We start from the raw sequence: 26,439 nt of genomic DNA on the forward strand, positions 1-26,439 counted from the left end.
CTCGGCGCATGGTGCGCGTGGAGCACATTGCAGTTCATCTCGCGCTCGGCGTTTCTCCTATGGCATACCGCCGGTATTGCGACCGTTTCTCTCCGATGGGGCTGATGGCAACCGCTCGCTCCGTCAGCTTTGCTGCGTCTGCGTGTCGGCAGCGATTTGCTGGAGCCAGGGGAGAACCGGGTCCGGTTGACGGACGGCTTCAACGATCTTCTCATAGACTTCGTTGATCGCCCGGGACTTCACCGTGTCGGATCGATGAACCACGCCAAGGAGTCGCTTGATTGGCGCGGGACCCGGCAGTGGCAGGTGCTTCAGGGGCGGCGGCATGATCGACACGCTCGGCTTGGGCGCGATGGAGACGCCCAGATTGAACAAGACCATGCTGGAGATCGTCTCGAGGTTTTCCAGTTCCATGCTCTCTCGCACGGAGATGTTGTGGTCTTGGAGCCATTGCTCGATCATCGCTCCGACCACCGCGCTCCGCGAAAACCGGATGAAGGGCCGCGTCCGCAAGAGATGGATCGGGTCGTCGCTGTCGGCCTGGATCGACGCCAGCACCTCCATGGGCTCCTCGGCGACATCCAGCCAGTTGAGCTTCTGGGGAATGAACGGCGGCTTGGAGACGATTGCGAGATCGAGTGCGCCGCGTTCGACCTGCTGCACCAGCGTCGTCGTCAGGCCGGGCACGACGCTGACATTGAGCCTTGGGTAGTCGATCTTCAGCTTTGAAATCGCCATTGGGACGAGGCCGGTCAATGTCGTCGACACGGCACCCAGGGCCAGAACGCCCTGAAGGCCGGACTCGCCCAGGACAGAGGGCAGAATTCCGTCATAGGCGACGACGACCTCCCTCGCCCGCGCGACGAGCGCCCGCCCGGTCGAGGTCAGCTCGGGGGTGCGCTTCGTGCGGTCGAAGATCTTCACGCCCCACTCTTCCTCGAGACCCTTCATCTGCTGGCTCACTGCGGCATGGGTCAGGAAGACGGCGTCCGCTGCGGCACTGAACGTGCCGTGTTCCTCGATCGCGATCAGGGTCTTGAGGACGCGAATGGTCACCGGCGGTGCGACTTGCTATTGTTAGCAGAATTTTCAGATTGCGTTAGCATTTGTCCCTTTCGTACAATTTGCCTTTCCAATATCCTCTTTAGAACGGCTGGAAATCAAGGGGGAGAGGAGCCCCCGAGTCAGCCGGGAGGAGGAGGATCATCATGCTGACCGACCGCGTCGAGCCGTCGCAGTTCCGGCCTGTCCGCCGATGGACGAACGCGGACGGCGGCCGGGTTCCGGATAAAGCAGTATCGCGCGAAGCTGGGCCGGCATGCTGACCCGGGCGGACCGGAAGAGCGGTATCCGCGGCGCCGACCTTCTCGTGAGGATCCTCGCTGCGGCCGGCGTTCGACGAATATTCAGCCTGTCCGGCAACCAGATCATGCCGGTCTATGACGCCTGCCTCGACGCCGGCATCCAGATCATCCACACACGCCACGAGGCGGCCGCGGTGTTCATGGCCGATGCCCATGCGCAGCTGACCGGGACGATCGGCGTGGCCCTGGTAACCGCGGCGCCCGGAGCCCTCAACGCCGTCGGTCCCCTTTACAGCGCCCGCTGTTCGGAAAGCCCGGTGCTGCTGCTGACCGGCGATTCCGCCGTGGCGCAGGACGGCATGGGAGCGTTCCAGGAACTCGACCAGATTGCCGTGACGGCCCCCCTCACCAAGCTGTCGCGCCGTCCGTCGAGCCCTGCGGAACTGTCACGCGACCTGATCGCGGCAATGCGCACCGCTGTATCCGGGCGCCCTGGCCCGGTTCATCTGGCGCTCCCCTTCGACATGCTGGAGGCCGATGCCGGCGCCGTCCCGCCGCCCGAGACGGCGATGCCTGCTCCGCGCCGCGCCGCCGCGCCGGATGCCGAGCTTTCGGGGCTGCAGGCGAAGATTGCGGCGGCAAGCCGGCCGCTCATCATTGCCGCTCCCTGCCTAGCGGCGACGCGCTCCGGTCCGCTGACCCAAAGCCTTGCCGATGCGCTGGACGCGCCAGTCCTGGTCATGGAGAGCCCGCGCGGCACCCGGGATCCTTCGCTGGGAGCCCTCTCCCAGATCATTGCTGAGGCCGACCTGATCGTATCGTTGGGCAAGCGGATCGATTTCACCCTCGGCTTCGGCCGTCTGGCAGTGGAATCCGATTGGGTCTTCGTCGATCCCGAGGACCAGGAGCACGAGCGGGCACGCCGCAACCTCGGCTCCCGGCTCGTGGCCGCGATCAGGGCGGACGCCGGCGCGGTAGCCGAAGCGCTGGTCGGCTCGGCCGGGCAAGGAAGGGCCCGCACCGCGTGGCGCGATCTGGTCGCGCGCAATCTTGCAGCCCGGCAAGGCGATCGGCGGGAACTGCCGCGAGGCGACCGGATCACGTCGGCCGCCCTGTGTGCAGCGGTGCAGGCGCATATCTCGGCGGCGGACGAGTCCGTGGTGATCTGCGATGGCGGCGAGTTCGGCCAGTGGGCGCAGGCCGGAACCCATGGCACCTACCGCCTGATCAACGGCCCGTCCGGGGCGATCGGCGGGTCCCCCTGCTATGCCCTCGCTGCAAAGCTCGCGCGTCCACATGCACAGGTCTTCGCGCTGATGGGCGACGGAACCATCGGCTTTCATCTGGCCGAATTCGAGACCGCGGCGCGGGAAAACGCGCCCTTCGTCGCGATCGTCGGCAACGATCGCTGCTGGAACGCGGAACACCAGATCCAGCTGCGCGAATACGGCCCGGACCGCCTGATCGGCTGCCAACTCTCCGAGGCGCGCTACGACAAGGCCGTCGAAGCGCTCGGCGGACACGGCGAATTCGTCACCAGACGCAGCGAGCTCGACGCGGCCATCGCGCGCGCCGTCGGATCCGGCAAGGTCGCCTGCGTCAACGTACTCATCGAAGGACAAGCTGCACCGAGCGGAGCGGCGCATTGATCGGCGCATAGTCGGTGTCGCGGCGACCTGGCTGCTTGGGAGGGCGGCCGGTCGACGAATGATCGAAGACAATCAACTGGGAGGAAGCACATGAATTTCCGCAAAATCGCCGCTGCCGTCGGGCTGGCCGCCCTTGTCGCCACGCCCGCGCTGGCCGAATATCCCGACCGGCCGGTGCAACTCGTCATCCCCTATGGGCCGGGCGGCGCGACCGACCTGTCTGCCCGAGCGCTGGCAGCCGCGCTCGGTCCGCTCTCGCCCAAGCCGTTCGTGCTGGTGAACCGCACCGGCGCCGGCGGCGCGACGGGCTCGACGGCGGTCGCCAACGCCAAGGGTGACGGCTACACCATGCTTGCCGCACGCGTCGGATCGCACACCGTGAACCCGGCGATGAAGGCCAATCTGCCCTACAAGCTGGACGATTTCCGCTTCGTCGGCGTCTACGAGATCAATCCCGTGGTCTGCGCCGTTTCGACCAATTCCGACATCAAGTCGATGGACGACCTGATCGCCGAGGTGAAGAAGGATCCCGGCGCCGTCAGCTACGCGACCTCCGGCGTCGGCAGCATGCTCCAGATCGCCGCGGTGATGGTGCTCGACTCCTTCGGCATCCAGGACGTGAAGGCCGTCACCCATCTTCCCCTTTCGGGCGACGGCGAAGCGGCGCTCGCCGTCTATCAGGGCACGGCCACCTTCATCTGCACGAACTCCTCGCCGCTCGCGAGCTTCGTGAAGAACGAGCAGCTGCGTCCGATCCTGGTCACCACGGCCAAGCCTCTCGACGGCTTCGACGCGCCGACCGCGACCTCGCTTGGCCACGAGGATCTCGAGGCGCTCGTGGGTTGGACGGGCATCGCCGGGCCGGACGACCTCACCGACGAGGCCGCCGAGAGGTGGCGCGGCTGGCTGCAGCAGGCGGTCAAGGACGAGACCTTCCTGAAGTTCATGAAATCGGTGGGCTCCGAGGTCGATCTGATGTCGCCGGAAGACTCGGTGAAGTTCGTCAACAATCAGTACAAAGTGTTTTCCCGCCTCGTCGACCAGCTCGGCCTGAAGGTCGAGTAACACCATGGGCAATGGGCGCCGGCGGCTGGAGATCGATCGTCCGCCGCCGGCGCCGAGATCTGGGCGTCGGGGCGCGTTGGCCGCACCCCTTCGCCCTCAGGCGCCGGCACCGGTATCGCGGGGGCCGGAAGATCCGGTCCGCGGGTCATAGACGGGGAGATAGGCATGCTGTCGCGTCCGATCGAACTCGGATTGTCGCTTTTCGTCGTCCTGTTCGCTTTGTTTCTCTGGCTGGTCCTGATCCCGTTCGGCATCGACGCGCCGTCGTCGATGCGCTCGATCCTTCTGTCGCCGCGCTTCTGGCCGACCATTCTGGCGGCGGGCCTGCTCCTGCTCGGGGTCATTCTGGGCGTCGCGACCTTGAGGCGGAAGACCAGGGACGGACATGACCTGTTCGAGCCTTTCACGCGTTCGGAATATGTCCGCCTCGCGGGCTTCGTCGTCCTCCTCGCCGTCTATTTCGAAGCGATTTCCTGGATCGGCATGATCTGGTCGTCGGTCCTCTGCTTCGCTGCGGTCGTCTTCCTGACCGGGGCGAAGAACAAGGCCGTCGGTCTTTGCTGCGCCCTGCTCCTGCCGATCGTCCTCTTCGGCTTCTTCTATCACGTCGCGGGCGTGAACATTCCGCAGAGCGAACTTCTGAGGTTGCCATGACCGCCCTCGATTCGATTGCGCAGGGCTTTGCTCTCGTCGCGCAGTGGCAGAGTGCCGGCTATCTGGTACTCGGCGTCGCGATCGGCGTCGTCGCCGGCGCCATCCCCGGCATGTCGGCCGTCATGGCCGTCGCACTCACCTTGCCCTTCACCTTTTCCCTGCAGCCGATCTTCGGAATTCTCCTGCTGCTCGGTGTCTACAAGGGCGGCATCTTCGGCGGCTCGATCCCGGCGATCCTCATCAAGACGCCCGGCACGCCCGCCTCGTCCGCAACCGTCTTGGACGGCTACCCGCTGGCAGAGAAGGGCCAGGCCGGCAAGGCGCTGGACATGGCGCTCTATGCCTCCTGCGTCGCCGACTTCATCTCGAACCTGGCGCTCATCCTGCTTGCCGGCTGGCTCGCCTCCTTCGCCATGCAGTTCGGGCCGCCGGAATTCTTCACGCTGATCCTGTTCTCGCTGACGATCATCGCCGGCGTCTCCGGCGACAGCCTCGCCAAGGGCTGCATCTCCGCGATCTTCGGTCTGCTTCTGGCGACCGTCGGGCTCGACCTCGTTTATGGCACGAACCGCTTCATCTTCGGCTCGACCGACCTCATGGGCGGGCTGAACTTCATCGCGGTGCTGATCGGGCTCTTCGCGATCCCGGAGATCTTCGCCTATATCCGCCAGCCGCGCGAACTCGACGGGGACGTGCGCAAGCTCGGTCACGCCCATCTGACCTGGGCCGAGTTCAGGGCCTCCTTCAAGACCATCGTCCGCGGCAGTTTCATCGGCGTCTTTCTCGGGGCCATCCCCGGCATCGGCGCGGCCCCCGCGGCCTTCGTCTCCTATTCGGAGGCCCGCCGAACCTCGCCCAGAAGGGCGAATTTCGGCAAGGGCGAGATCGAAGGCGTGGCGGCTTCGGAAGCGGGCAATAACGGCGTCGCGGGCGCGACGCTGATCCCGCTTCTCGCGCTCGGCGTGCCCGGCGACGTGACCACCGCGGTCATCATCGGCGCCTTCATGATCCATGGACTGCAGCCGGGCCCGATGATGTTCCAGACCAATGGCGACATCATCTACGCGATCTTCATCGGGCTGGTGCTGAGTTCCCTTGTCCTGCTGCTGATCGGCGGGGTCGCGATCCGCGCCTTCCGCTACATCGCCGACGTTCCGCGCTACGTCCTCCTGCCGAGCGTCCTGATCCTATCGGTTTACGGCGTCTTCGCGGTGAACAACGCGATCTTCGACGTCGCCGTCATGTTCGCCGTCGGCGGCCTCGGCTATGCGATGATGCTGCTCCGCATCCCCGCGGCTCCCTTCGTCATCGCCTTCATCCTCGGACCGCTGCTCGAGAACAACTTCCGGCAATCCCTGCTGATGTCGCAGGGGTCGATGGAGATTTTCGTTCGGGGGCCGATCACCTGGTTCTTCTGGGCGCTTACGGTGCTGGCGATCGTCATCATCTTCCGCCAGAGCCTGCAGCTTCGGCGCGACAGGGCGAAGGAAGAGAGCGAAGCGGCGCGCGGCCTTCCCGCAACGCCCAGCGCGGCCGAGTGACCGCCCAGCCGGGACGAACCATCATGCAGATCTCGGACCTCGACCTGGCCGGCCTGTCGCTGCTCGCGGCGATATTCATCCTCGGCGGAATGGTGAAGGGCGCGCTCGGCTTCGGCCTGCCGCTGACGACGATGGCGATCCTGCCCTTGTTCGTGCCGGTGGACTTCGCCCTCGCGGTCAATGCGCTGGTGCTGCCGCTCACCAATGTCGCGCAGTTCGTGCAGGCGCGTCGCATGCGCGAGACCGTCAGGCGATTTCAGTATGTCCTCGGGGGCATCGTGCTCGGCGTGCCGATCGGGGCGACGCTGGTGAGCCTCGTCAGCGACAACGAATTGCGGATCGCGCTCGGGTGCTTCGTCCTCATCTTCATCGCGCTGACGATCGGCCGTCCGTCCTTCGCCATCGCGGCGGGGGTCGAGCGCCCGGTCGGCGCCGGGGTGGGCTTTGCCGCCGGCATCGTTGGAGCGCTGACGACGGCGAACGGCCCGCTTTTCGTCATGTATCTCGTCGGCCTGAAGGTCGACCGTCAGCTCTTCGTCTCCGCTCTCAGCCTGCTCTTCATCGTCTCGGGCGTCCTGATATCGGGGACATTCCTGGCGAACGGGCTGATCGATCGGTCGCGTCTTCTGGCCGCGACCCTCGCGGTCCCGGCTTCGCTCGCCGGCATGGCGGCGGGTAGCCTGCTCGCAGACCGGATTTCCGCCGAGAAATTCCGCATGGCGGTCCTCTTCTTCCTCGCGATCCTGGCGCTCAACATGCTCGCCCAGGGTGCGGCCGAGCTCTGACGGGCCGCGAGCGCCCACGCCTTCGACGCCAGCCCGTCATGTAAGATTATCCTACATAAATGGTCATTATTTCTGGTTTTCTGTCAAAAAATCTTCCGCCTATAAGGGCGGGTAGAACAATGAAAAAGACGCAGCCGGGGAGGTTCGAGCGTGTCGTCAACTGAGCGGACCCTTTCGGTCTCTGTCTGGCGCGGAAACGCCGAAGGAGGCCATTTCGAGGACTTTCAGGTTCCCGAACGGGACAACCAGACCATCCTCGACGTCGTCTCCTGGGTGCAGCAGAACCTCGATCCCACCCTCTCCTATCGATACGCCTGCCGGGTCGGCATGTGCGGCTCCTGCGCGATGATGGTCAACGGCAAGCCGCGCTGGACCTGCCGCACGCATGTCGGGAAGGTCGCGGGCGAGGACGGACGCCTGGAGGTTGCCCCCCTGCGCAATCTGCCGGTCATCAAGGATCTGGCGACGGACATGGATCCGTTCTTCGACAAATGGGTCGAGGCGGAGGGCCGCTTCCATCCGACCAGGACCCGGGCCCACGACGTCGAGCGCGTCGATCCGCATTCGGCGGCGCGCCAGAAGGCCGATGCCGGGATCGAGTGCATCAATTGCGCGGTCTGCTTCGCCGCCTGCGACACCGTGGCGGGAAATTCGGACTATCTCGGCCCCGCCGCCCTCAACCGGGCCTGGACGCTGCTCAACGACGTCAAGGACGCCGGCCGGCAGGAGATCATCGAGGCCGTCTCCGGCAGCGGCGGCTGTCATAACTGCCATTCCCAGGGCAGCTGCGCCGTCTTCTGTCCGAACGAGCTGAGCCCGATCACCTCGATCGCAGGGCTGAAGCGCGAGACGACGAAGGCCTTGTTCGGATGGGGAGGATAGGCCGGTGATCGGCATTCGACTCTACATGCTGCAAAGGCTGACCGCGCTCGTGATGGCGCCGCTGGCGATCGGACATCTGGCGGTGATGATCTACGCGATCCAGGATGGCCTCTCGGCCGGGGAGATCCTCTCCCGCACGCAGGGCAGCCTCGCCTGGACGCTGTTCTACGGCACTTTCGTCGTCGCGGTCTCGATCCACGCCGCGATCGGCCTGCGGGTGATCCTGGCGGAAACCGCGTCGCTCGCCAACAGGCGCGCCCTCGACGTCTTCACCGTCGCCGTCGGCGTCGGGCTCCTCGCAATGGGTCTGTCCGCGGTCTACGGGGTGACGGCATCATGATCCGGCCGCACCGCAACCACCCCCTGTGGCTCGCCTTCATCCTGCATCGGATTTCCGGCCTCGCCCTGGCGCTGTTCCTGCCTGCGCATTTCTATGTCCTGTCGCTGGCGCTCTCGGATAGCGCGCGGCTCGACGGCCTCCTGTCCTGGACGGACCTCCGGATCGTGAAATTCGCCGAGTTCGGGTTGGTGTTCCTGCTCGCCGTCCATGTCTTCGGCGGTCTCCGCCTCATGGCGCTGGAATTCCTGCCTTGGAGCCCCGGGCAGAAGTCGCTGGCGGCGGGCACAGTCGCCCTCGCCTTTCTGATTTCCACCGGCTTCTTCCTGCGGGCGGTCTGACATGTCGCAACGTTTTGCCGTCGATCGCCACGATACCGACATCCTGATCCTCGGCTCCGGAGGAGCCGGGCTGTTCGCCGCCCTGCATGCCCAGCAGTCGGCGCCCGCCGGCACGAAGATCACCATGGCCGTCAAGGGCCTGATCGGCAAATGCGGCTGCACCCGCATGGTCCAGGGCGGTTACAACGTCGCGCTGGGAACCGGCGACAGCGTCGAGCGCCATTTCATGGACACGATCCAGGGCGGCAAATGGCTCCCCAACCAGGACATGGCCTGGAAGCTCTGCGAGCAGGCGGTGGTCCGCGTGCGCGAACTCGAAAACGAGATCGGCTGCTTCTTCGACCGCAATCCCGACGGCACGCTGCATCACAAGGCCTTTGCCGGGCAGACCGCCGACCGCACGGTCCACAAGGGGGATCTCACCGGCATCGAGATCATCAACCGGCTGATGGAGCAGGTTCTCGCCCGCCCGATCGAGAAGCTGCAGGAGCACCGCGCGATCGGGCTCATCCCGACCGCCGACGGCTCGGCTCTCGCGGGCGTCCTGATGATCGACATGCGGGCCGGCCGGTTCCGCTTCGTGCGGGCGAAGACGGTGCTGATGGCGACCGGCGGCGGTCCGACGATGTACAAGTATCACACGCCCTCCGGCGACAAGACGATGGACGGGCTTTCGATGGCCCTGCGCATCGGCCTGCCGCTCCGCGACATGGAGATGGTGCAGTTCCATCCGACCGGGCTGCTTGCCGGCGACCACACCCGCATGACCGGCACCGTGCTGGAAGAAGGGCTGCGCGGCGCCGGCGGGCAGCTTCTCAACAGCTACGACCACCGATTCATGTTCGACTACGACGCGCTGGGCGAGCGCGCGACCCGCGACGTCGTGAGCCGCGGCATCTATGCCGAGATGCGCAAGAACAACACGTCCGAGCACGGCGGCGTCTACATCTCCATGGCGCATCTGGGGCCCGACAACGTGCGCCGGAAGTTCAAGGGCATGGTCAAGCGCTGCGCCGACTGCGGCTTCGACCTCGCCGGCGGCAAGGTCGAGGTGGTCCCCACCGCCCATTATTTCATGGGCGGCATCGTCGTGGATCCGGACACCCGCACGGAACTCGAGGGCCTTTACGTCGCCGGCGAGGACGCCGGCGGCGCGCACGGGTCGAACCGGCTCGGCGGCAACGGCGTCGCCAACTCCACCGTCTATGGCGGCGTTGCGGGCGACGTCATGGGCAGCGACATCGCCCGCATGAAGACGTTGCGCGATCCTGACCCTGCCGTGCTCGCAGCTGAGGTGGAGCGCGCCTGTGCGCCCTTCGGCAGACGGTCCGGCAACATCCAGACGCTGCGTGCGGCGCTGCAGGACGCCATGTGGGACCATGTCGGCGTCATGCGCACGCAGACCGGCATGACCCGCGGCCTGCAGCGGATCGCGGAAGTCGAGGCTGAGCTTGCCGAGACCGGTATCGCCAGCGACGAACTCGCCTTCAACCTCACCTGGCACGACTGGCTGAACCTGCGCTCGCTCTGCGACATTTCCGAGGTCATCGCGCTTGCCGCGCTCGAGCGGGAGAACTCCCGCGGGGCCCATTTTCGCGAGGACTTTCCGGAATCCGGCGACCTCGAACGGTCTTATTTCACCGTCGCGCGCAAGCGGGGCGAAGCGGTCGAGATGGATCGGGAGGACGTCCGGTTCACCATCGTCAGACCCGGCGCGACGATCCTGCCCGAGGGCGAACCCGACACACTTCTGAAGGCTGCAGAATGATCGCCATCGAGACCATCCAGAAAACCGCCGAACGGCTGATGGAAAAGGCCGCCATCGAGATCCCCGATGACTATCTCGACGGGCTCAAGGCGGCGGCGCGCGTGGAGGACGGCGATCTGTCATCCTTCGTGCTCCAGGCCATGCTGGAGAACTACGAAGCGGCCAAGGAGGACCGCCGCGCCATGTGCGGCGACACCGGCTGCCCGCGCTGGTACGTGAAGATGGGCAATGAGGCGCGGATCGAGGGCGGCCCGGTCGCTCTGGAAGCCGCGCTGCGGCGAGCGACCGCCAAGGCCACCAACGACATCCCGCTGCGCCCCAATCGGGTCCATCCGCTCTGGCGGACCGACCACGACAACAATGTCGGCATCGGCGCGCCGGAGATCGAATACGGCTTCGAGCCCGACGGCGCCTGGATCGACCTCGTCACCGTCCACAAGGGCGGCCTGTTCGGCACCGACTATCGCATGCTCTTCCCCTCGGACGGCATCCAGGGGATCAAGCGCTTCTATCTCGACAGCCTGGTCGCCTTCGGCAAGCGCGGCCTCGCCTGCCAGCCGGCGATCATCGGCATCGGCCTCGGCGGCTCGAAGGACACCTGCATGGTGCTCGGCAAGCGGGCCGCCTGTCTGCGCACGGTCGGCAGCAAGAATCCCGATCCCCGGATCGCCGCGCTCGAGGAGGAGTTCAAGGAGCTCGGCAACTCGATCGGCATGGGCGCCATGGGCTTCGTCGGCAAGTCGATGGTCGTCGATTGCCATATCGAGGTCGGCTACTGCCACACCGGCGGCATGCAGATGAGCGTCCACGCCTTCTGCCTCTCCTCCCGCCGCGCCGTCGCCCGCATCCATGCCGACGGGCGCGTGGAATACCGGACCGATCCGGATTGGTTCACCGATTATCAGCGCCGGGAGACGGTCGAATGGAACATGCCGCAAAGCCTCAGCAAGTCCGCCTGAGCACGACGCCGACACACGAGGATCTGGCGAGGCTGAAGCTCGGCGACATCGTCTATCTCGACGGCCTGATCTACACCGGCCGCGAGGGCGTCTACATGCGGGTTCTGGAGGAAGGCGCTGACCTGCCGCTCGACCTGCCGCGCGAAAGCGCGGCCAACTTCCACTGCTCGCCCGCGGCGACGGTGCGGCCGGACGGGACCTTCAACATGGGCGCGGTCACGGCGACGGCCTCGTTCCGTTTCACCAAGTGGATCGGCCGCTGGCTCGAACTCTCCGGGGCGAAGCTGATCATCGGCAAGGGCGGCATGACGTCGAAGGATTACCGGGAGCACTTCGTCCCGAACGGCGCGATCTATCTGACCACCGTCGGCTACGGCACGGGCGCGCTGCTCGGACGCGGCATCAAGTCCGTCAAGGCCGTGCATTGGCGGGCGGAACTCGGTCTCGCCCAGGCGATGTGGGTGATCGAGGCCGAGAAGATGGGGCCGTTCATCGTCGACAGCGATCTCGATGGCAACAGCCTCTTCGAGCGGGAAAACGCCCGCATCGCGGCAAACCTCGAAAAGGTCTATGAAGGAACGCGTCCCGCCGTGCTCAAGCGCTTCGGCGAGACCGACGACCGTTCCGATGAAGTCATCGGGTAGGCGACCGTCGTCCGCTTCGATCTCCACGGCGAATTTGGCATAGTGTCAGGCGATGACGGGGAGATGTTCGTTCCAGCGCATCAGTCGGGCGACGCGCCGGCGGCCGGTCGGCAGGTCATCGAAGCCGAACGTGGGAGGCAGCCTTCGCCGGATTCCGGAAGAGGATCAACTCCAGCGGAACGTCATTCTGCTGCCGCGCCGATGACGCCGCGGTCGATCTGGTCCTGCTCGATCGCCTCGAACAGGGCCTTGAAATTGCCCTCGCCGAAGCCGTCGTCACCCTTGCGCTGGATGAACTCGAAGAAGATCGGGCCGATCATCGACTTCGAAAAGATCTGCAGGAGGATGCGGGTCTCGCCGCCGTCGACGACGCCCTCCCCGTCGATCAGGATGCCGTGCTTCGCCATCTTGTCGATCGGCTCCTCATGACCCTTCACCCGCTCCTTCGACAGCGGATAGTAGGTCTCCGGGGGCGCCGGCATGAATTTCAGCCCGCGCTCGGCGATGGCGTCGGCCGAAGCATAGATGTCGCGGGCGCCGACAGCGATGTGCTGGATGCCCTCGCCATTGTAGCGCTTGAGATATTCGACGATCTGCCCGGTTTCGCCGCGATCCTCGTTGATCGGGATGCGGATGCGCCCGCACGGACTGGTCAACGCCCGCGAGAACAGGCCGGTGAACTTGCCCTGGATGTCGAAGAAGCGGATCTCGCGGAAGTTGAACAGCCTGCCATAGAAGTCGAACCAGGTGTCCATGTTGCCCTGGTGGACGTTGTGGGTCAGGTGATCGAGGTAGTAGAAGCCGACGCCCATGGGATGGGCTGTGCTGTGCCAGTCGAACTCGGCATTATAGACCGAGTGTTCCCGATGGCCGTCGACGAAATAGATCAGGCTGCCGCCGATACCGCGAATGGCCGGCCAGTCGAGCGTCAGGCCCTCGGTCGCCGGCTCGGCGCCCATCGCCACAGCATGATCGAACGCGTGCTGCGCATCGGCCGTGCGCCAGCCCATGGCCGGCGCGCAGGGCCCGTGTTCCTCAACGAAGCGCATGGCGTGACTGCCGGGCTCGAAGGTCAGGAGATAGCTGATGTCGCCCTGCTGCCAGAGCTCCACGGCGCGGCTCTTGTGAGTGGCGACGTGGGCAAAGCCCATCTTCTCGAACTGCGCGCGGATCGCCTCGGGGTCAGGCCCGGCGAATTCTACGAACTCGAAGCCGTCCGTTCCGGCGGGATTGTCCTTGGTGATACCGGTCATCGGCGCGTCGTGGGGGAACGGTCCCATGGAATTCTCCTCCTGAAACTCTGCACTGAGCAAGAGTCTGCGCCAGACGGCGTGCATCGTGCTTGCAAACTGGGCGGCCGCACGGCTTCATATGCACGAAACGCGCACGAAGGTAGGATTTCATGCAGAATATGAGCCTCGATCGGTTCGATCATGCCATTCTGCAGGCACTTCAGGAGGATTCCGCGCGCACGAATGGCGATCTCGCGGAGATCGTCAATCTCTCGGCGTCGCAGTGCTCGCGCCGGCGAGCCCGGCTCGAGGAAGACGGGGTGATCACCGGCTACACCGCACGGGTGAGCGCCACGGCGCTGGGCTTCGGCCTCAGGGCCATCACCCGGGTCAACCTCTCGGCCCACAGCGAAAAGAACGCCCAAGGTTTTGCCGACTTCCTCGACCGGCACGAGGAGGTGCGGGCGGCCTTTTCGGTGTCGGGCGACGCGGACTATGTGCTGATCCTGATGACGCGGGATCTCACCGCCTTTGCCGATTTCATCCACCGGCACCTGCTCCCGCACCCCCAGGTCAGCCAGGTGCGGTCGGAAATCGTGCTGCTGACGCTGAAGGAGGAGTGCGGCGTGCCGGTCGGCTGAACGGGATTCCTTCGAAGGATCCGCGACGGCTTCGGCCAGCCTTACGCCGTAATGGGCTGGTGGTTCTCCGGCCGCGCCCGGTCGAACGCCTCCGTGGCGAGACAGACCGCCTCGACCGCCACGCATTTGGGATAGGCGCCAAGTGCGACGCCCCAGCGCCGGGCGTTGTAGAGCTGCGGGATGAGGCAGAGATCAGCGATGCTCGGCGCCTCGCCGACGCAATAAGGGCCATTCGGATCGAGGCAGGCCTCCACGGCGGCGAGTCCCCTCGCCATGACGGACCGGTTCCAGTCTGTCCGCGCGTCCTTCCCGCCCATTGTCTCGACCCGCGACAGCACCGACGGATTGCAGAGCGGATGGATGTCCATGGCGATGATCGTGGCGATCTGCATCGTCCGCGCCCGGCATGCGGGATCGGCCGGATGGACCGAGGGCTCCGGCGCCTTCGCGTCAAGCCAGTCGAGGATGGCGAAGGACTGGCTGAGCTTGAGGTCGCCGTCGACGAGCACCGGCAGGAAGCCTTGCGGGTTGAGCGCCGTGAAGGCCGCGCCGCGATGCTCGCCCGCGAGGATGTCGACGGGCACCAGTTCGGCGTCGAGGCCCTTGAGGTTGAGGGCGATCCGGACGCGGTAGCTCGCCGAGGACCGCCAGTAATGGTAGAGCTTCATGGCGCCTTCAGGCACCCTTTTCGAGCGTCTGTTCGATGGCGCCAAAGATCGAATGACCGGATGTGTCCGCCATCTCGATGCGGACGGTGTCGCCGAAGGCCATGAAGGGAGTTTTCGCCGCGCCGCTTTCGATGGTCTCGACCATGCGAATCTCGGCGAGGCAGGAATAACCGACGCCGCCGGCCGCGATCGGCTGTCCCGGCCCGCCGTCGCTGCCCCTGTTGGAGACCGTTCCCGAGCCGATGATCGTGCCGGCCGAAAGCGGCCGGGTCTTCGCGGCATGTGCAATGAGTTTGGGAAAATCGAAGGTCATGTCGGTGCCGGCATCCGCCTTGCCGAAGGATTCCCCGTTCAAGGAGACGAGAAGGGGCAGCGACAGCCTGCCGCTGTCCCAAGCCGCGCCCAGTTCGTCCGGCGTCACGGCCACCGGCGAAAAGGCGGAAGACGGCTTGGCCTGAAAGAAGCCGAAGCCCTTGCCCAGTTCGCCGGGGATCAGGCCGCGAAGGGATACGTCGTTGACCAGCATGACGAGACGGATCGCGTCGCGGCAGGTGGTCTCGTCCGCGCCGAGCGGCACATCGTCGACCACGACCGCAATCTCGGCCTCGAAGTCGACGCCCCAGGCCGGCACCGCCTCGGCAGGGAAGCGGATCGGGTCGCGCGGTGGCAGGAAGCTGTCGGAGCCGCCCTGATACATCAGGGGATCGGTCCAGAAGCTCTCCGGCATCTCCGCGCCCCGCGCCTTCCGCACCAGCTCGACGTGGTTCACATAGGCCGAGCCGTCGGCCCACTGATAAGCGCGCGGCAGCGGCGAATGGGCATCGTGCTCGTGGAAGCGCATGGTCGGCTGGCCACCGGCCTCGATTCCCTCCGCTACGCCTGCGAGGCGCGGGGCGACGTGTTCCCAGTCGTCCAGCGCCGCCTGTAGGGTGCGGGCGATGTGCGGCACCTCCGAACAGCGGGTGAGGTCCTTCGAGACGACCACCAGCCGGCCGTCGCGCGTCGTGTCCTTCAAGGTACCGAGTTTCATGCCGTCCTCATTTCACGCCGGGGGTGCCGTCGAATTTCTTGTCGAGACTGGTCCAGCAATCGACGTAGTCGTCCTGCAGCGGCGCCTCTTTGGCGGCCCAGGCGGTCAGCTGCTGGGGAAAACGGGTCTCGAACATGAAGCTCATCGTCTCGTCGAGCTTTTCCGCCTTCAGTTCGGAGTTCGAGGCGCCCTCGAAGGCGTTCCGGTCCGGCCCGTGGGGCAGCATGCAATTGTGCAGGCTCATGCCGCCGGGCACGAAGCCCTTCGGCTTGGCGTCGTAGATACCGTAGATGTTGCCCATCAGCTCGCTCATCACGTTCTTGTGGTACCACGGCGGGCGGAAGGAATGTTCGGCCACCATCCACCGCTCACGAAAAAGAACGAAGTCGATGTTGGCCGTCCCCTCGACGCCTGATGGCGCGGTGAGCACCGTGAAGATCGACGGATCGGGATGGTCGAAGAGGATCGCGCCCACCGGCGAATAGGTTCGAAGATCGTATTTCCATGGCGCGTAATTGCCGTGCCAGGCGACGACGTCGAGGGGTGAGTGATCGATCGACGAGCGATGGAAGCTCCCGCACCACTTGATCGTCACCGTGCTCGGCGTGTCGCGGTCCTCGAAGGCGGCGACCGGCGTCTTGAAGTCGCGCGGATTGGCCATGCAGTTGGCGCCGATCGGGCCGCGGTTCGGCAGGTCGAACTTCTGGCCATAGTTCTCGCAGACGAAACCGCGGCACGGCCCCTCCAGCACCTCCACCCGATAGACGAGGCCGCGCGGCAGGACGCAGATCTCCTTCGGCTCGACGTCGATGACTCCGAGTTCGGTCACGAAACGCAGCCGCCCCTCCTGCGGCACGACCAGAATCTCGCCGTCGGCGGAGTAGAAATACTCGTCGACCATCGACGCGGTGACGAGATAGACATGGGCCGCCATGCCGGTCTGGGTATTGACGTCGCCGGCGGTCGTCACCGTGCGCATGCCGGTGATCCAGGTGAGCGGCTCCGTCGAATGCGGCACCGGGTCCCAGCGATATTGGCCAAGCGAGATGACGTCCGGATCGACGTTCGGAGCGCTCTTCCACAGTGGCAGGGCGATCTTCTCGAAGCGCCCGGTATGCTTCACCGAGGGCCGGATGCGATAGCACCAGGTCCGCTCGTTCTGGCCACGCGGCGCGGTAAAGGCGGTGCCCGACAGCTGCTCGGCATAAAGGCCGTAGGCGCATTTCTGTGGGGAGTTCTGGCCTTGCGGGAGTGCGCCCGGCAACGCCTCGGTTTCGAAGTCGTTGCCGAAGCCCGGCATGTAGTGCGCGGTGCGGTCCATCTTCGCCTCCCCGGCTCGATTGCTTGCAGACTTGTCACCCGAAAGGGTATTGGTCCAAATTGTAACCATCAAGGGCGGGCTCCCGCGGAATGCATCTCGACGACTTCGTCCCCTACCGCCTCAACATCATCGCAGAGCTGATGAGCCGCCGGGTGATGCCGGTCTATCGCGACAGCGAGGGGATGACCCGCCCGGAATGGCGCGTTCTCGCCCATCTCGCGCGGCTGGGAACCGCCACCGCCAAGGAGCTCGGCACCGCGAGCGCGATGCACAAGACCAAGGTCAGCAGGGCCCTGCAGGATCTCGAGACACGGCGCTGGATCAAGCGCACGAAAAGCGAGGACGACCGGCGGTTCAACCAAGTCGCGATCACCCCCGTGGGCCGCAAGGCGCACGACACGATCTTCCCGCAGATGGTCGCGCGATCCGACGAGATTCTCGCCGATCTGGCGCCGGAGGAACGGCGCACCGTCGAACTGGCCTTGACGGCCTTCGAGCGGGTGCTTGATGCGCCCTCATTGCGCTGAATCGGCCCGGTAGCCGAGCCTCGACGAAAGGTCTCGCGCCGCCTTTCGGACGGCGCCCGCGACCGGTCCGGCAATCGCGGCATCGAACGCCGCCGAGGGCCCGAGCGTCGTCAACACCCCGGCAAGACCGCCCCGGTCATCGAGGACGGGCGCGGCGATCGCGGAGATGCCCGGCAGGAGCAGCCCCTCGATGCGGGCCATGCCCTCGGCGGCAACGCCGGCCGCGATCGTCTCCCGCAACCGCTCCGCTCCGACCATGTCGGTGCCCTGCTCTGCGGCCAGCCGCCGCACCACCGGCAGGGGCGATCCGAACGCGCAGACGACGCGGCCTGTGGCGGAGGTGGCGAGCGGCAGGATCGAGCCCGGCCGGACGTTGACGACGACTGCGTCGAGTGCCTCCGACTGTCGCACCACAGTTGCCCCGCCATCGCCGAGCACCGCACAGAAGGCGGAAAATCCGGTCTGGTCACGGATGCTTTCGAGGTATTCGCCGGACAGAGCCACGACATCCATCTGCCGCAACGCCGAGAGTCCGATCCGCATCGCACCGGTGCCGAGCCGATAGACGCCGGACGGCTCCTGCTCGGCAAGCCCAGCGGCGATCAGTCCGATGAGATAGCGATGCGCCTTGGCCGGAGCAATCCCGGCGGCCCGGGCGACGTCTCCCAGCTGCGAGGCCCGGCCGAGACCGGAGAGCGCGTAGAGGACCGCAGCCGCGGTCTCGACCGACTGCACCCCGCGCCGTGCCTCTCCCGGACCGCCATCCGGCTCCTCGCGATCCGTCAACACGCACCTCTCCATTGACAACTCCATAACCTGATATCACCATGCGTAATTGGGAGGAAGTTCATGACGGCATCATTCGACGGCGCGCTCGCGCCTGATCTTTCGCGGGTCGAAGGTCCGGCGGACGGCGACGGCGTCGCGCTTCCAGCGAAGAGTTTCGATCTCCGCGCCCTGCCCGCCTCGTTCCACGACGACCCCTACCGGACGTATCGCGCTCTTCGCGAGACGGAGCCGGTCAAGCGGTTGCCGGACGGACAGGGCGTGTTCCTGACCCGGCACGCGGACTGCCTCGCGGTCTACAAGGACACGCGCCTCTTCACCTCAAGCAAGACCGACGAGTTCCGGCCGAAATTCGGTGCGACGCCGCTCTACGAGCATCACACGACGAGCCTTGTCTTCAACGACGCGCCGCTGCACACGCGGGTCCGCAAGATCATCGCCGGCGCGCTGACACCTCGCGCGATCGCCGCCATGGAAGATGGTCTCCGCGCACTGGTCGGCGAACTCGTCGACCGCCTTCGTGAAAAGGCGGCAAATGGCCGGCAAGTCGATCTGATCGAGGACTTCGCCTCGGCCATCCCGGTGGAGATCATCGGCAATCTCCTTGCCGTTCCCCATGCCGAGCGCGGCCCCTTGCGCGACTGGTCGCTGGCGATCCTCGGGGCGCTCGAGCCGGTGCTGACCGGCGAGCAGCTGGCGCGCGGCAATGCCGCCGTGACCGAGTTCACCGCCTATCTGACCGGCCTCGTCGGCGAACGCCGGCAAAACCCCGGCGACCCGGCGACGGACGTTCTGACCCGGCTGATCCTCGGGGAGACCGGCGGCGAGACGCTGAGCGCCTCCGAACTCCTGCAGAACTGCATCTTCATCCTCAATGCCGGGCACGAGACCACCACCAACATGATCGGCAACGCGCTGGTGCTGCTCTGCGAATGGCCGCAGGAGCGGGCCCGGCTGATCGCCGATCCGTCGCTGATGCGCACCGCGGTCGAGGAGGTGCTGCGCTTCGAAAGCTCGAACCAGCTGGGCAATCGCGCGGCCTCGGAAGACTGCGAGATCGGCGAAACCCCAATCCCGGCCGGAACGAGCATTACGCTCTGCATCGGCGCGGCGAACCGCGACCCGCAGGCCTTCGCCGACCCGGACCGCTTCGACGTCGGGCGGCAGCCGAACCGCCACCTCGCCTTCGGAATGGGGCCGCATCAGTGCGCCGGCATGAATCTCGCCCGGCTCGAGGGCCGGATTGCGCTGGAGATGTTCCTCGCGGCGTTCCCCGACTATCGTCTCGCCGGCGCGCCGGTCAGAGGCGGCCGGGTGCGGTTTCGCGGCTACCAGTCGATCCCGGCGGAGCTGACGCCGCAGACGGCACGATAGACAGTTACAAAAGCTGCGACCAAAAACCGGCGGGGATGCTATCACCGCCGACAACAGGCAGATTTCTCGGGAGGAAACATGCTCAAGACCCTCGGGCGCACCGCGCTCTGTTCGCTCGTCTCGGCCGCCGCGCTGACGGCGGGTCCCGCCTCGGCAGAGACGAAGCTGAAGCTCAGCCACTACCTGCCGCCGGTTCACGGCATCCAGACCGACTTCGTCCAACCATGGACGGAGGACGTTTCGAAATGCACGGGCGGAGAGGTGACCTTCGAGGTCTATCCGGGTGGCACGCAGCTCGGCAACGTCGCCAAGCAGCAGGAGCAGGTGCTGGCGGGCGTCGTCGATCTCGCGGTCGGTCTGAGCGGCATTCCGCGCGGACGCTTCCCGCGGACCTCGATCGTCGAGATGCCGTTCCTGACCAAAGATGCGGGCGCCGCGAGCCAGACCCTCTGGGATCTTTATCCCAACTATCTCTCCGACGAGTACAAGGGTCTGAAGGTGCTGGCCCTCTTCGCCCACAATGGCGGCCTGATCCACACCACCGCCAAGAAGGTCGAGACGATGGACGACCTGAAGGGCCTGCGCATCCGCACGCCGAGCCCGGCCATCTCCGACATGCTCACCTATCTCGGCGCAACGCCGCAAGGCCTGCCGCCAGGCGAGGTCTATGAGAGCCTGCAGAAGGGCGTAATCGATGGCACAGTGTTCCCGTGGGATCCGGTGGCCTCCTTCGGCCTCAACGAGGTGCTGAAGTATCATCTCGACGCAGGCGCCTACACTGTTCCCTTCTTCTTCGTGATGAACCAGCGCAAATACGACGCCCTGCCCGAAAACGTACGCGCCTGCATCGACAAATATTCCGGCGAGGCGCTGGTCTCGAAGTTCGGCGACTGGTGGGACAAGTGGGACGCGGTCGGCCGCAAGCAGGCGGAAGACGCTGGCCATGTCATTTCCAAGCTCAGCCCCGAGGAGCGGGACCGCTGGCGCGAGGCGCTGAAGCCGATGATCAGCGCCTATCTCGCCAAGGTGAAGGCGTCGGGCGTCGACAACGCAGACGAAATCTACAAGGCGATGCAGGAGACGATCGCCAAATATGAGAAGTGATTCCGCAAAGGCCGCGGAAGACCGGCCGCCGATTCTCGGCGGCGGGCGCCACGAGCGGCGCCCTCTGGCGCTGCGCGTGCCGCGGATGGTGGTGACGGGAGCCGCGGCCTGCGGCTTCCTCGCCTATGCGGCGGCAGCGCTCCTCACCGTCGCCGACATCGTCGGTCGGCGGTTCTCCCTGCCGGTCCCCGGCGTCGTGGATCTCGTCCAGCTTTTCGTCGTCGCCGGCGCTTGGCTGGTCATCCCGTTCGCCTTCCTCGTCGGGGCGCATGTCGGCGTCGACCTCGTGGTCGAGACGATGCCCCGTCCGCTGCGGCGGGGTCTTCGCGCGGTCGCGAGCCTTGTCGCCATCGCGCTGCTCGGTCTGATCCTGTGGAACTGCTACCAGACCTTTCAGCAGCAGCTCCTCTTCGGCGACCGGTCCCAGCAGCTCGGCATTCCGATCGTCTGGTACTGGGTCCCGCTTCTTGTCGGCGTCGCCCTGTCGATCATGGCGTCTTTCCTGACGTTGTTCGATTCCCCGGAAGGTGTCCCGCCGGCATGAGCGCCACCCTCCTCGGCTTTGCCGGCTTCGTCTGCGCCCTCGTGATGATCGCCTTCGGCCTTCCGGTCGCCGTCGCCATGGGCGTCGTCGGCACGGCCGGCTTCTGGTGGCTCAACGGCTGGAGCGGCGCGGCCTTCATTCTCGGCTCTTCGCCCTTCGAGGCGATCTTCCCCTATTCCCTGAGCGTCATTCCGCTGTTCGTGATGATGGGCGTCTTCGCGGCGCGGGCCGGCCTGTCGCGGTCGCTGTTCGACATGGTGACGAGCTTTCTCGGCCATGTCCGCGGCGGCCTTGCCGTGACGGCGGTCGGAGCCTGCGCGATCTTCGGCGCGATCTGCGGCTCGTCGCTGGCCACCGTCGCCACCATGGGACGCGTCGCCATCCCCGAGATGCGCGCGCGCGGCTATGCCGACTCGCTCTCCTCCGCCTCGATCGCGGCCGGAGGAACCCTCGGCGTCCTCATCCCGCCCTCGATCCTCCTCGTCATCTATGGCATCCTCACCAACACCTCGATCGGCCAGCTCTTCATCGGCGCGATCATTCCCGGCATCGTCGGCGCGGTCCTCTACGGCCTCGCCATCGTCGTCCGGGTCGCGATCACCCCGGATCTGGCGCCGCAGGCGCCGCGCATGGCTTGGCGCCACCGGCTGTCGACCATCCGCCGGGTCTGGGGTGTCGTCCTTTTGTTTTCGCTGGTCATCGGCGGCATCTATCTCGGCTGGTTCTCGCCGACCGAGGCCGCCGCCGTCGGCGCCGTCGGAGCCTTCGCGCTGGCGCTCCTGTCGGGCGAAATGGACCGCCAGGCGCTGTGGAGTTCGGTCACGGAAACCGCGGCGCTCACCGGCATGATCTTCTTCATCCTGATCGGCGCCTCGCTGTTCAACTATTTCCTCGAGACCACCGGCGTGCCGGCGGCGCTGATCGCCGCGATCAAGGACACCGGTCTCGGACCTCTGGCCGTGCTCCTCCTGATCATCGCCTTCTACGTCGTTTTGGGATGCTTCATGGATTCCATGTCGATGATCCTCCTGACCGTTCCCTTCCTCGCCCCGGTGGCAGTGGAGATGGGCTACGACATGGTCTGGTTCGGCATCATCGTCGTCACGGTCGCCGAGATCGGGCTGATCACACCGCCGATCGGCATGAACCTGTTCGTCGTCCAGTCGACGGTCCCGGGCATCACGCAACGCACCGTCATAGCCGGAATCCTTCCGTTCATCCTGGCGGATTTCGTCCGTCTTACGGTGATCGTCGCGCTGCCGATCCTGACGCTCTGGCTTCCGTCGCGCATGTTCGCGGGCTGAAGCGTTTCGGTTTCTGTCAGAATCGAGGGAGGCTTCCGGTATTCCTAGCTTGAGATTCTCAATGTGCTGGCTGGATGGAGGCCGGCATTCAAGGACAGCACCTCTATCTCATGATCTCCGCAAGCGGGTGTGTCGACGATCAGGCGCGTTTGCAGCGGCTTGAACGCAAGGTGAAGGAACTCCGCCGGGCCAACGAGACCCCGCGCAAGGCATCGGCGTATTTTGCGATGGCGCGGCGTTGCGCTGGGTCCATTGGTTCAACAATCACCGCCTCTTCGGACCGATCGGGCATATCCCGCCCGCCGAGGCCGAAGCCAGCTGTCATGCTGCACGCGGCAACCTCGCTAAGGCTGCATGACTTAAATGAACGGGCCTCCGGAAAACCCGGGACGCTCCACTTCGTCGGTCGGCCGCGGGACCGAGCGTCTCGCTGTCCCGCGATCCTCCATCCCGGTCAGGCCGATTGCTTGGTGACGCGGCCGACGCCGGCAAGGTCGAGGTCGAGCACTATGCGCCCTTCGATCCTGCCTCCCTTCATATCTTCGAAGATCGCGTTGATGTCGGCGAGCGCTGCAGTTCTCACCTCGCACTTCACTTGGCCGGATGCAGCGAAGGCGATCGCCTCGTCGAGATCGCGCCGGGTGCCGACGATCGAGCCGCGCACTGTGATCCGCTTCAGGACCACGTCGAAGATCGGTGTCGGGAAGTCTCCCGCCGGCAGTCCGACGAGCGCCACCGTTCCCTTTCGGCGCACCATGTGGAGCACCTGATTGAAGGCCGGGACGGAAACGGCCGTGACGAGAACGCCTTGGGCGCCGCCGCCGGTGATTTGAAGGACCTTCTCGATCGCGTCGGGAGCGGAGGCATCGACGGTGGCATCCGCGCCGGCTCGTTTCGCCAGTTCCAATTTGTCCTTGGCGATGTCGAGTGCGACGACCTTCAGCCCCATGGCCTTGGCATATTGCACGCCGACATGGCCGAGCCCGCCTATGCCGGAGATCGCGACCCATTCGCCGGGCTTCGCCTCGGTTTCCTTCAAGCCCTTGTACGTCGTCACGCCAGCACAAAGAATCGGCGCGATCTCGGCGAAGTCGACGTCCGCCGGCAGCCGGGCGGCGAAGGGCGCTGCGGCGATGACATATTCGGCAAAGCCGCCATTCACGCTGTAACCGGTGTTGTGCTGGTGCTCGCACAGGGTTTCCCATCCGGTCTCGCAATATTCGCAGGAGCGGCAGGCGTCGTGCAGCCACGGCACGCCGACAGGATCGCCAATCCTCAGCTCGGTGACACCCTCGCCGAGCTTCACCACCGTTCCCACCACCTCGTGGCCGGGAATGAAGGGCAAGGACGGCTTCACCGGCCAGTCCCCCTTGGCGGCGTGGAGATCAGTGTGACAGACGCCGCAGGCCGCGACCTTCACCAGAACCTCGCCTGGCCCCGGTTTGGGAATCGGAACATCTTCAATGACCAGGGGTGCATCAAACGAGCGAACCAAGGCGGCTTTCATCGTGTCGGTCATCATCGAGCTCTCCTTCAAGGGCAGTCTCGTGGGTAACCGCCCTACCAATCTGCGCCTTGATCCGGATCAAAGGCATCCGACCTGCCAGCCGTCTCATTCGGATGCCTTGATTTCCATCCGCTTCCAACGCGGTTCTGGAGCGCACCCCGTTCTGACCGGACAGGCGGCATAGCCGACAAGGCATAGGCTTCCGCCTATCAGGACGACTACGTCGAAAGCTCCTGACGACCCGTTTTCCCGGGTCGAAGTGATCACCTCCGTACAACGTCGGCGGCGATGGTCGACGGGCGAGATCTACGACGGCGGCTCGCGCAGCGATGCGGCACGGATCGGCGCCACCTTGCAGATCATCCGCGACTGGGGAATGCGGTTCAACGCCCGCGGTCCCGATAGGCTGATCAACGGCACGGCGCCGGGCAACCGGCCGAATGCCCGGGCAGCGGGCCAATCGCGAGGCACTTCATCCTGCGTGTTCGGCGATCACCAAAAGGAAGGCCGGGCCGTAGCGGTCAAGCTTGGCTTCGCCGACACCCGGGACATCGGCCATCTCGGACCGCGATCCGGGGCGCGCCGCCGCCAGTTCGATCAGCGTCTTGTCGTGGAAGATCACATAGGGCGGCACGTTCTGCAGACGGGCGATTTCCGTGCGCTTCTGCCGCAGCAACTGGAACAGCTCGCGGTCCGCCTCGGGCACGGCGGATTGCTGCGTCCCGCCGGCCGCCGCCTTGCCGCGCCGGGCCTTGCGAGGCGGCGGCACACGCAGCATCAGCGCCGGCTTGTCGCGCAGGAAGTCACGGCCGGCGGGCGCGATCGACAGGCCGCCATGGCCGGCGAGATCGACATCGACGAGGCGCAGCGCGATCAGCTGCCGCAGGATCGCCCGCCACATCCTGTTGTCGTGTTCCGTCCCGATGCCGAAGGTGGAGATCTGGTCGTGGCCGAACTGCGCGATGCGCTCGTTCGTGGCCCCGAGCAGGACGTCGACGATATAGGCCTGCCCGAACCGCTCGCCGGTGCGATAGATGCAGGACAAGGCCTTCAGCGCCGAGATAGTCCCGTCGAAGAGCTTCGGCGGCTCGGCGCAGGTGTCGCAATTGCCGCAGGGCTCGCAGCGGTCGCCGAAATAGGCGAGGAGCACCTGCCGGCGGCAGCCCGCCGTCTCGGCGAGCCCCAAAAGCGCATCGAGCTTGGCCCGTTCGGTGCGCTTGCGCTCGACGGGCGCGTCGGACTCTTCGATGAAACGGCTGCGCAGCGCGACGTCCTCGGCGCCGTAGAGCATCAGCGTGTCGGAGGGCAGGCCGTCGCGCCCGGCGCGGCCGGTCTCCTGATAATAGGCCTCGAGGCTCCCCGGCAAGTCGAGATGGGCGACGAAGCGCACGTCGGGCTTGTCGATGCCCATGCCGAAGGCGATGGTGGCCACCATGATGACCGCCTCGCCGTGCTGAAAGCGCTGCTGATTGGCCTCCTTCTCGGCCTTGTCCATGCCGGCGTGATAGGCGAGCGCGTCGTAGCCCTCGGTTCGCAGCCAGGCCGCCGTTTCGTCGGTCTTCTTCTTCGACAGGCAGTAAACGATGCCGCTCTCGCCCTCGTGGCGCTTCAGGAAGTCCTTCAGCTGGGCGCGGGGATTGTCCTTTTCCGCGATGGCATAGCGGATGTTGGGGCGGTCGAAGCCCGCGATGAAGGCGTCGGTTTCGGCGATGCCGAGATGCGCCAGGATCTCCGCGCGCGTCGGCTCGTCTGCCGTCGCGGTCAGCGCCATGCGCGGCGTTTGCGGAAACTGCCGGGCGAGGATGTCGAGTTGGCGGTAGGAGGGGCGGAAGTCATGTCCCCATTGGGACAGGCAATGGGCCTCGTCGATCGCGATCACCGACAATTGCGCCCGGCCGAGCCGCTCCAGCACCCCGCCGCGCAGCAGCGTCTCGGGCGCGACATAGAGAAGGTCGAGCGCGCCGGTGTCGATGGCCTCCCACAAGGCGCGCCGCTCCTCCGGCGGAAGGTCGGAATTCAGCGCCGCCGCCCTCACCCCCGCCTGCCGCAGGGCCGCCACCTGATCGGCCATCAGCGCCAGGAGCGGCGAGACGATCAGCCCCATGCCGGGACGGGCTATGGCCGGAATCTGATAGCAAAGCGACTTGCCGCCCCCAGTCGGCATCAGGACGAAGGCGTCATTTCCTGCGATCACATGCTCGACGATGCGGGCCTGCGGTCCCCGGAACGCATCGTAGCCGTAGACGGTCTTGAGGATTTCCAGGGCGTTGGCGGGCATCGGCATTCGCGGCGAGAATCACGGGAGCGCCCTCCATAGCAGCTTCGTGCGGTTATGAACCCCGCCGCCTTCCTTGCCCGGAGACCGATCGGCTTGAACCAAAGGCTTCGATCGGCACCGTCGCAAACCCGGCGTAACAGGCAGCTCCCGTCTCGGCCGGCGGAATGGCACCGATCGGCTGGGACAGCCGGCGG

25 protein-coding genes and 1 pseudogene are annotated in these 26,439 nt (G+C 65.9%); 18 read left to right on the plus strand and 8 right to left on the minus strand.

From position 1 onward, the window contains the following. Nucleotides 1-123: 123 nt before the first annotated feature. Nucleotides 124-1,056 (minus strand): LysR family transcriptional regulator, encoded by a 933-nt coding sequence (locus tag LH400_RS02225; RefSeq protein ID WP_229151003.1) that lies wholly within the window; start codon nt 1,054-1,056, stop codon nt 124-126. Nucleotides 1,057-1,318: 262 nt separating this feature from the next. Between LH400_RS02225 and LH400_RS02230 the strand changes: the two genes are divergently transcribed. The 11 genes from LH400_RS02230 to LH400_RS02280 all read left to right on the plus strand — a co-directional run bounded on the left by LH400_RS02230 (nt 1,319) and on the right by LH400_RS02280 (nt 11,929). After that, nucleotides 1,319-2,953, plus strand: coding sequence for a thiamine pyrophosphate-binding protein (locus tag LH400_RS02230; RefSeq protein WP_229151004.1), 1,635 nt, complete (start codon nt 1,319-1,321; stop codon nt 2,951-2,953). A 90-nt stretch (nt 2,954-3,043) separates the two neighbouring features. Then, nucleotides 3,044-4,018, plus strand: a complete 975-nt coding sequence (locus LH400_RS02235; protein ID WP_229151005.1) for a Bug family tripartite tricarboxylate transporter substrate binding protein — start codon at nt 3,044-3,046, stop codon at nt 4,016-4,018. A gap of 165 nt (nt 4,019-4,183) precedes the next feature. After that, a complete protein-coding gene (locus tag LH400_RS02240; protein WP_229151006.1) occupies nt 4,184-4,672 on the plus strand; it encodes a tripartite tricarboxylate transporter TctB family protein in 489 nt (162 codons plus the stop codon). Further along, the gene (locus LH400_RS02245) at nt 4,669-6,213 is read left to right on the plus strand and encodes a tripartite tricarboxylate transporter permease (RefSeq protein ID WP_229151007.1); all 1,545 of its coding nucleotides are present in this window, start codon (nt 4,669-4,671) and stop codon (nt 6,211-6,213) included. Before LH400_RS02240 ends, LH400_RS02245 begins: the two co-directional genes overlap by 4 nt. A 23-nt stretch (nt 6,214-6,236) precedes the next feature. Continuing rightward, nucleotides 6,237-6,998 (plus strand): sulfite exporter TauE/SafE family protein, encoded by a 762-nt coding sequence (locus LH400_RS02250; protein ID WP_229151008.1) that lies wholly within the window; start codon nt 6,237-6,239, stop codon nt 6,996-6,998. Nucleotides 6,999-7,148: 150 nt separating this feature from the next. After that, a complete protein-coding gene (locus tag LH400_RS02255) occupies nt 7,149-7,880 on the plus strand; it encodes a succinate dehydrogenase/fumarate reductase iron-sulfur subunit (RefSeq protein ID WP_229151009.1) in 732 nt (243 codons plus the stop codon). A gap of 4 nt (nt 7,881-7,884) precedes the next feature. Further along, on the plus strand, nt 7,885-8,220 hold the full coding sequence (locus LH400_RS02260; protein WP_229151010.1) for a succinate dehydrogenase: 336 nt from the start codon (nt 7,885-7,887) through the stop codon (nt 8,218-8,220). Beyond that, nucleotides 8,217-8,558, plus strand: coding sequence for a succinate dehydrogenase/fumarate reductase transmembrane subunit (locus tag LH400_RS02265; RefSeq protein WP_229151011.1), 342 nt, complete (start codon nt 8,217-8,219; stop codon nt 8,556-8,558). The genes LH400_RS02260 and LH400_RS02265 overlap by 4 nt, the downstream gene beginning before the upstream one ends. 1 nt (nt 8,559) lies before the next feature. Then, nucleotides 8,560-10,326: an L-aspartate oxidase gene (locus tag LH400_RS02270; protein WP_229151012.1), complete on the plus strand. Its 1,767-nt coding sequence runs from the start codon at nt 8,560-8,562 to the stop codon at nt 10,324-10,326. Continuing rightward, a complete protein-coding gene (locus tag LH400_RS02275) occupies nt 10,323-11,285 on the plus strand; it encodes a fumarate hydratase (protein ID WP_229151013.1) in 963 nt (320 codons plus the stop codon). Before LH400_RS02270 ends, LH400_RS02275 begins: the two co-directional genes overlap by 4 nt. Beyond that, nucleotides 11,249-11,929 (plus strand): fumarate hydratase C-terminal domain-containing protein, encoded by a 681-nt coding sequence (locus LH400_RS02280; protein ID WP_229151014.1) that lies wholly within the window; start codon nt 11,249-11,251, stop codon nt 11,927-11,929. Before LH400_RS02275 ends, LH400_RS02280 begins: the two co-directional genes overlap by 37 nt. 182 nt (nt 11,930-12,111) lie before the next feature. On the opposite strand, the gene hppD is transcribed toward LH400_RS02280, so the two are convergent. Further along, a complete protein-coding gene (gene hppD, locus LH400_RS02285) occupies nt 12,112-13,209 on the minus strand; it encodes a 4-hydroxyphenylpyruvate dioxygenase (protein WP_229151015.1) in 1,098 nt (365 codons plus the stop codon). Nucleotides 13,210-13,331: 122 nt separating this feature from the next. Here hppD and LH400_RS02290 point away from each other — a divergent pair, with 122 nt between their 5' ends. Then, nucleotides 13,332-13,802, plus strand: a complete 471-nt coding sequence (locus LH400_RS02290; RefSeq protein WP_229151016.1) for an Lrp/AsnC family transcriptional regulator — start codon at nt 13,332-13,334, stop codon at nt 13,800-13,802. 41 nt (nt 13,803-13,843) lie between these two features. Here the strand turns inward: LH400_RS02290 and maiA are convergent, their stop codons facing one another. Genes maiA through hmgA form a run of 3 tightly spaced genes read right to left on the minus strand, consistent with a single transcriptional unit; the run spans nt 13,844 to nt 16,821 of the window. Further along, a complete protein-coding gene (gene maiA, locus LH400_RS02295; RefSeq protein WP_229151017.1) occupies nt 13,844-14,470 on the minus strand; it encodes a maleylacetoacetate isomerase in 627 nt (208 codons plus the stop codon). A 7-nt stretch (nt 14,471-14,477) separates the two neighbouring features. Beyond that, entirely contained in the window at nt 14,478-15,500 is a 1,023-nt protein-coding gene (locus tag LH400_RS02300) for a fumarylacetoacetate hydrolase family protein (RefSeq protein ID WP_229151018.1), read from the minus strand. Nucleotides 15,501-15,507: 7 nt separating this feature from the next. Then, nucleotides 15,508-16,821 (minus strand): homogentisate 1,2-dioxygenase, encoded by a 1,314-nt coding sequence (gene hmgA, locus LH400_RS02305; RefSeq protein WP_229151019.1) that lies wholly within the window; start codon nt 16,819-16,821, stop codon nt 15,508-15,510. Between the two features lie 89 nt (nt 16,822-16,910). Between hmgA and LH400_RS02310 the strand changes: the two genes are divergently transcribed. Further along, nucleotides 16,911-17,348 (plus strand): MarR family winged helix-turn-helix transcriptional regulator, encoded by a 438-nt coding sequence (locus tag LH400_RS02310; RefSeq protein WP_229151020.1) that lies wholly within the window; start codon nt 16,911-16,913, stop codon nt 17,346-17,348. Here LH400_RS02310 and LH400_RS02315 read toward each other — a convergent pair. After that, nucleotides 17,337-18,137: an IclR family transcriptional regulator gene (locus tag LH400_RS02315; protein WP_229151021.1), complete on the minus strand. Its 801-nt coding sequence runs from the start codon at nt 18,135-18,137 to the stop codon at nt 17,337-17,339. The genes LH400_RS02310 and LH400_RS02315 overlap by 12 nt on opposite strands. A gap of 60 nt (nt 18,138-18,197) precedes the next feature. Here LH400_RS02315 and LH400_RS02320 point away from each other — a divergent pair, with 60 nt between their 5' ends. The 5 genes and pseudogenes from LH400_RS02320 to LH400_RS02340 form a co-directional block, all read left to right on the plus strand. Beyond that, on the plus strand, nt 18,198-19,508 hold the full coding sequence (locus tag LH400_RS02320) for a cytochrome P450 (protein WP_229151022.1): 1,311 nt from the start codon (nt 18,198-18,200) through the stop codon (nt 19,506-19,508). Between the two features lie 78 nt (nt 19,509-19,586). Next, nucleotides 19,587-20,612, plus strand: a complete 1,026-nt coding sequence (locus LH400_RS02325; RefSeq protein WP_229151023.1) for a TRAP transporter substrate-binding protein — start codon at nt 19,587-19,589, stop codon at nt 20,610-20,612. Continuing rightward, nucleotides 20,602-21,156 (plus strand): TRAP transporter small permease, encoded by a 555-nt coding sequence (locus LH400_RS02330; protein ID WP_229151024.1) that lies wholly within the window; start codon nt 20,602-20,604, stop codon nt 21,154-21,156. Before LH400_RS02325 ends, LH400_RS02330 begins: the two co-directional genes overlap by 11 nt. After that, nucleotides 21,153-22,460, plus strand: coding sequence for a TRAP transporter large permease (locus tag LH400_RS02335; protein ID WP_229151025.1), 1,308 nt, complete (start codon nt 21,153-21,155; stop codon nt 22,458-22,460). The genes LH400_RS02330 and LH400_RS02335 overlap by 4 nt, the downstream gene beginning before the upstream one ends. A 232-nt stretch (nt 22,461-22,692) precedes the next feature. Beyond that, nucleotides 22,693-22,818: pseudogene (locus LH400_RS02340) on the plus strand (IS3 family transposase); the annotation flags it as partial. Between the two features lie 96 nt (nt 22,819-22,914). Here LH400_RS02340 and adhP read toward each other — a convergent pair. Beyond that, nucleotides 22,915-23,982, minus strand: coding sequence for an alcohol dehydrogenase AdhP (adhP, locus tag LH400_RS02345; RefSeq protein WP_370638309.1), 1,068 nt, complete (start codon nt 23,980-23,982; stop codon nt 22,915-22,917). Nucleotides 23,983-24,439: 457 nt separating this feature from the next. Further along, a complete protein-coding gene (recQ, locus tag LH400_RS02350; protein WP_229151026.1) occupies nt 24,440-26,245 on the minus strand; it encodes a DNA helicase RecQ in 1,806 nt (601 codons plus the stop codon). Nucleotides 26,246-26,439 lie beyond the last annotated feature (194 nt).

It is taken from the genome of Jiella soli (assembly GCF_020615385.1).
GTDB lineage: Bacteria > Pseudomonadota > Alphaproteobacteria > Rhizobiales > Rhizobiaceae > VKMB-3413.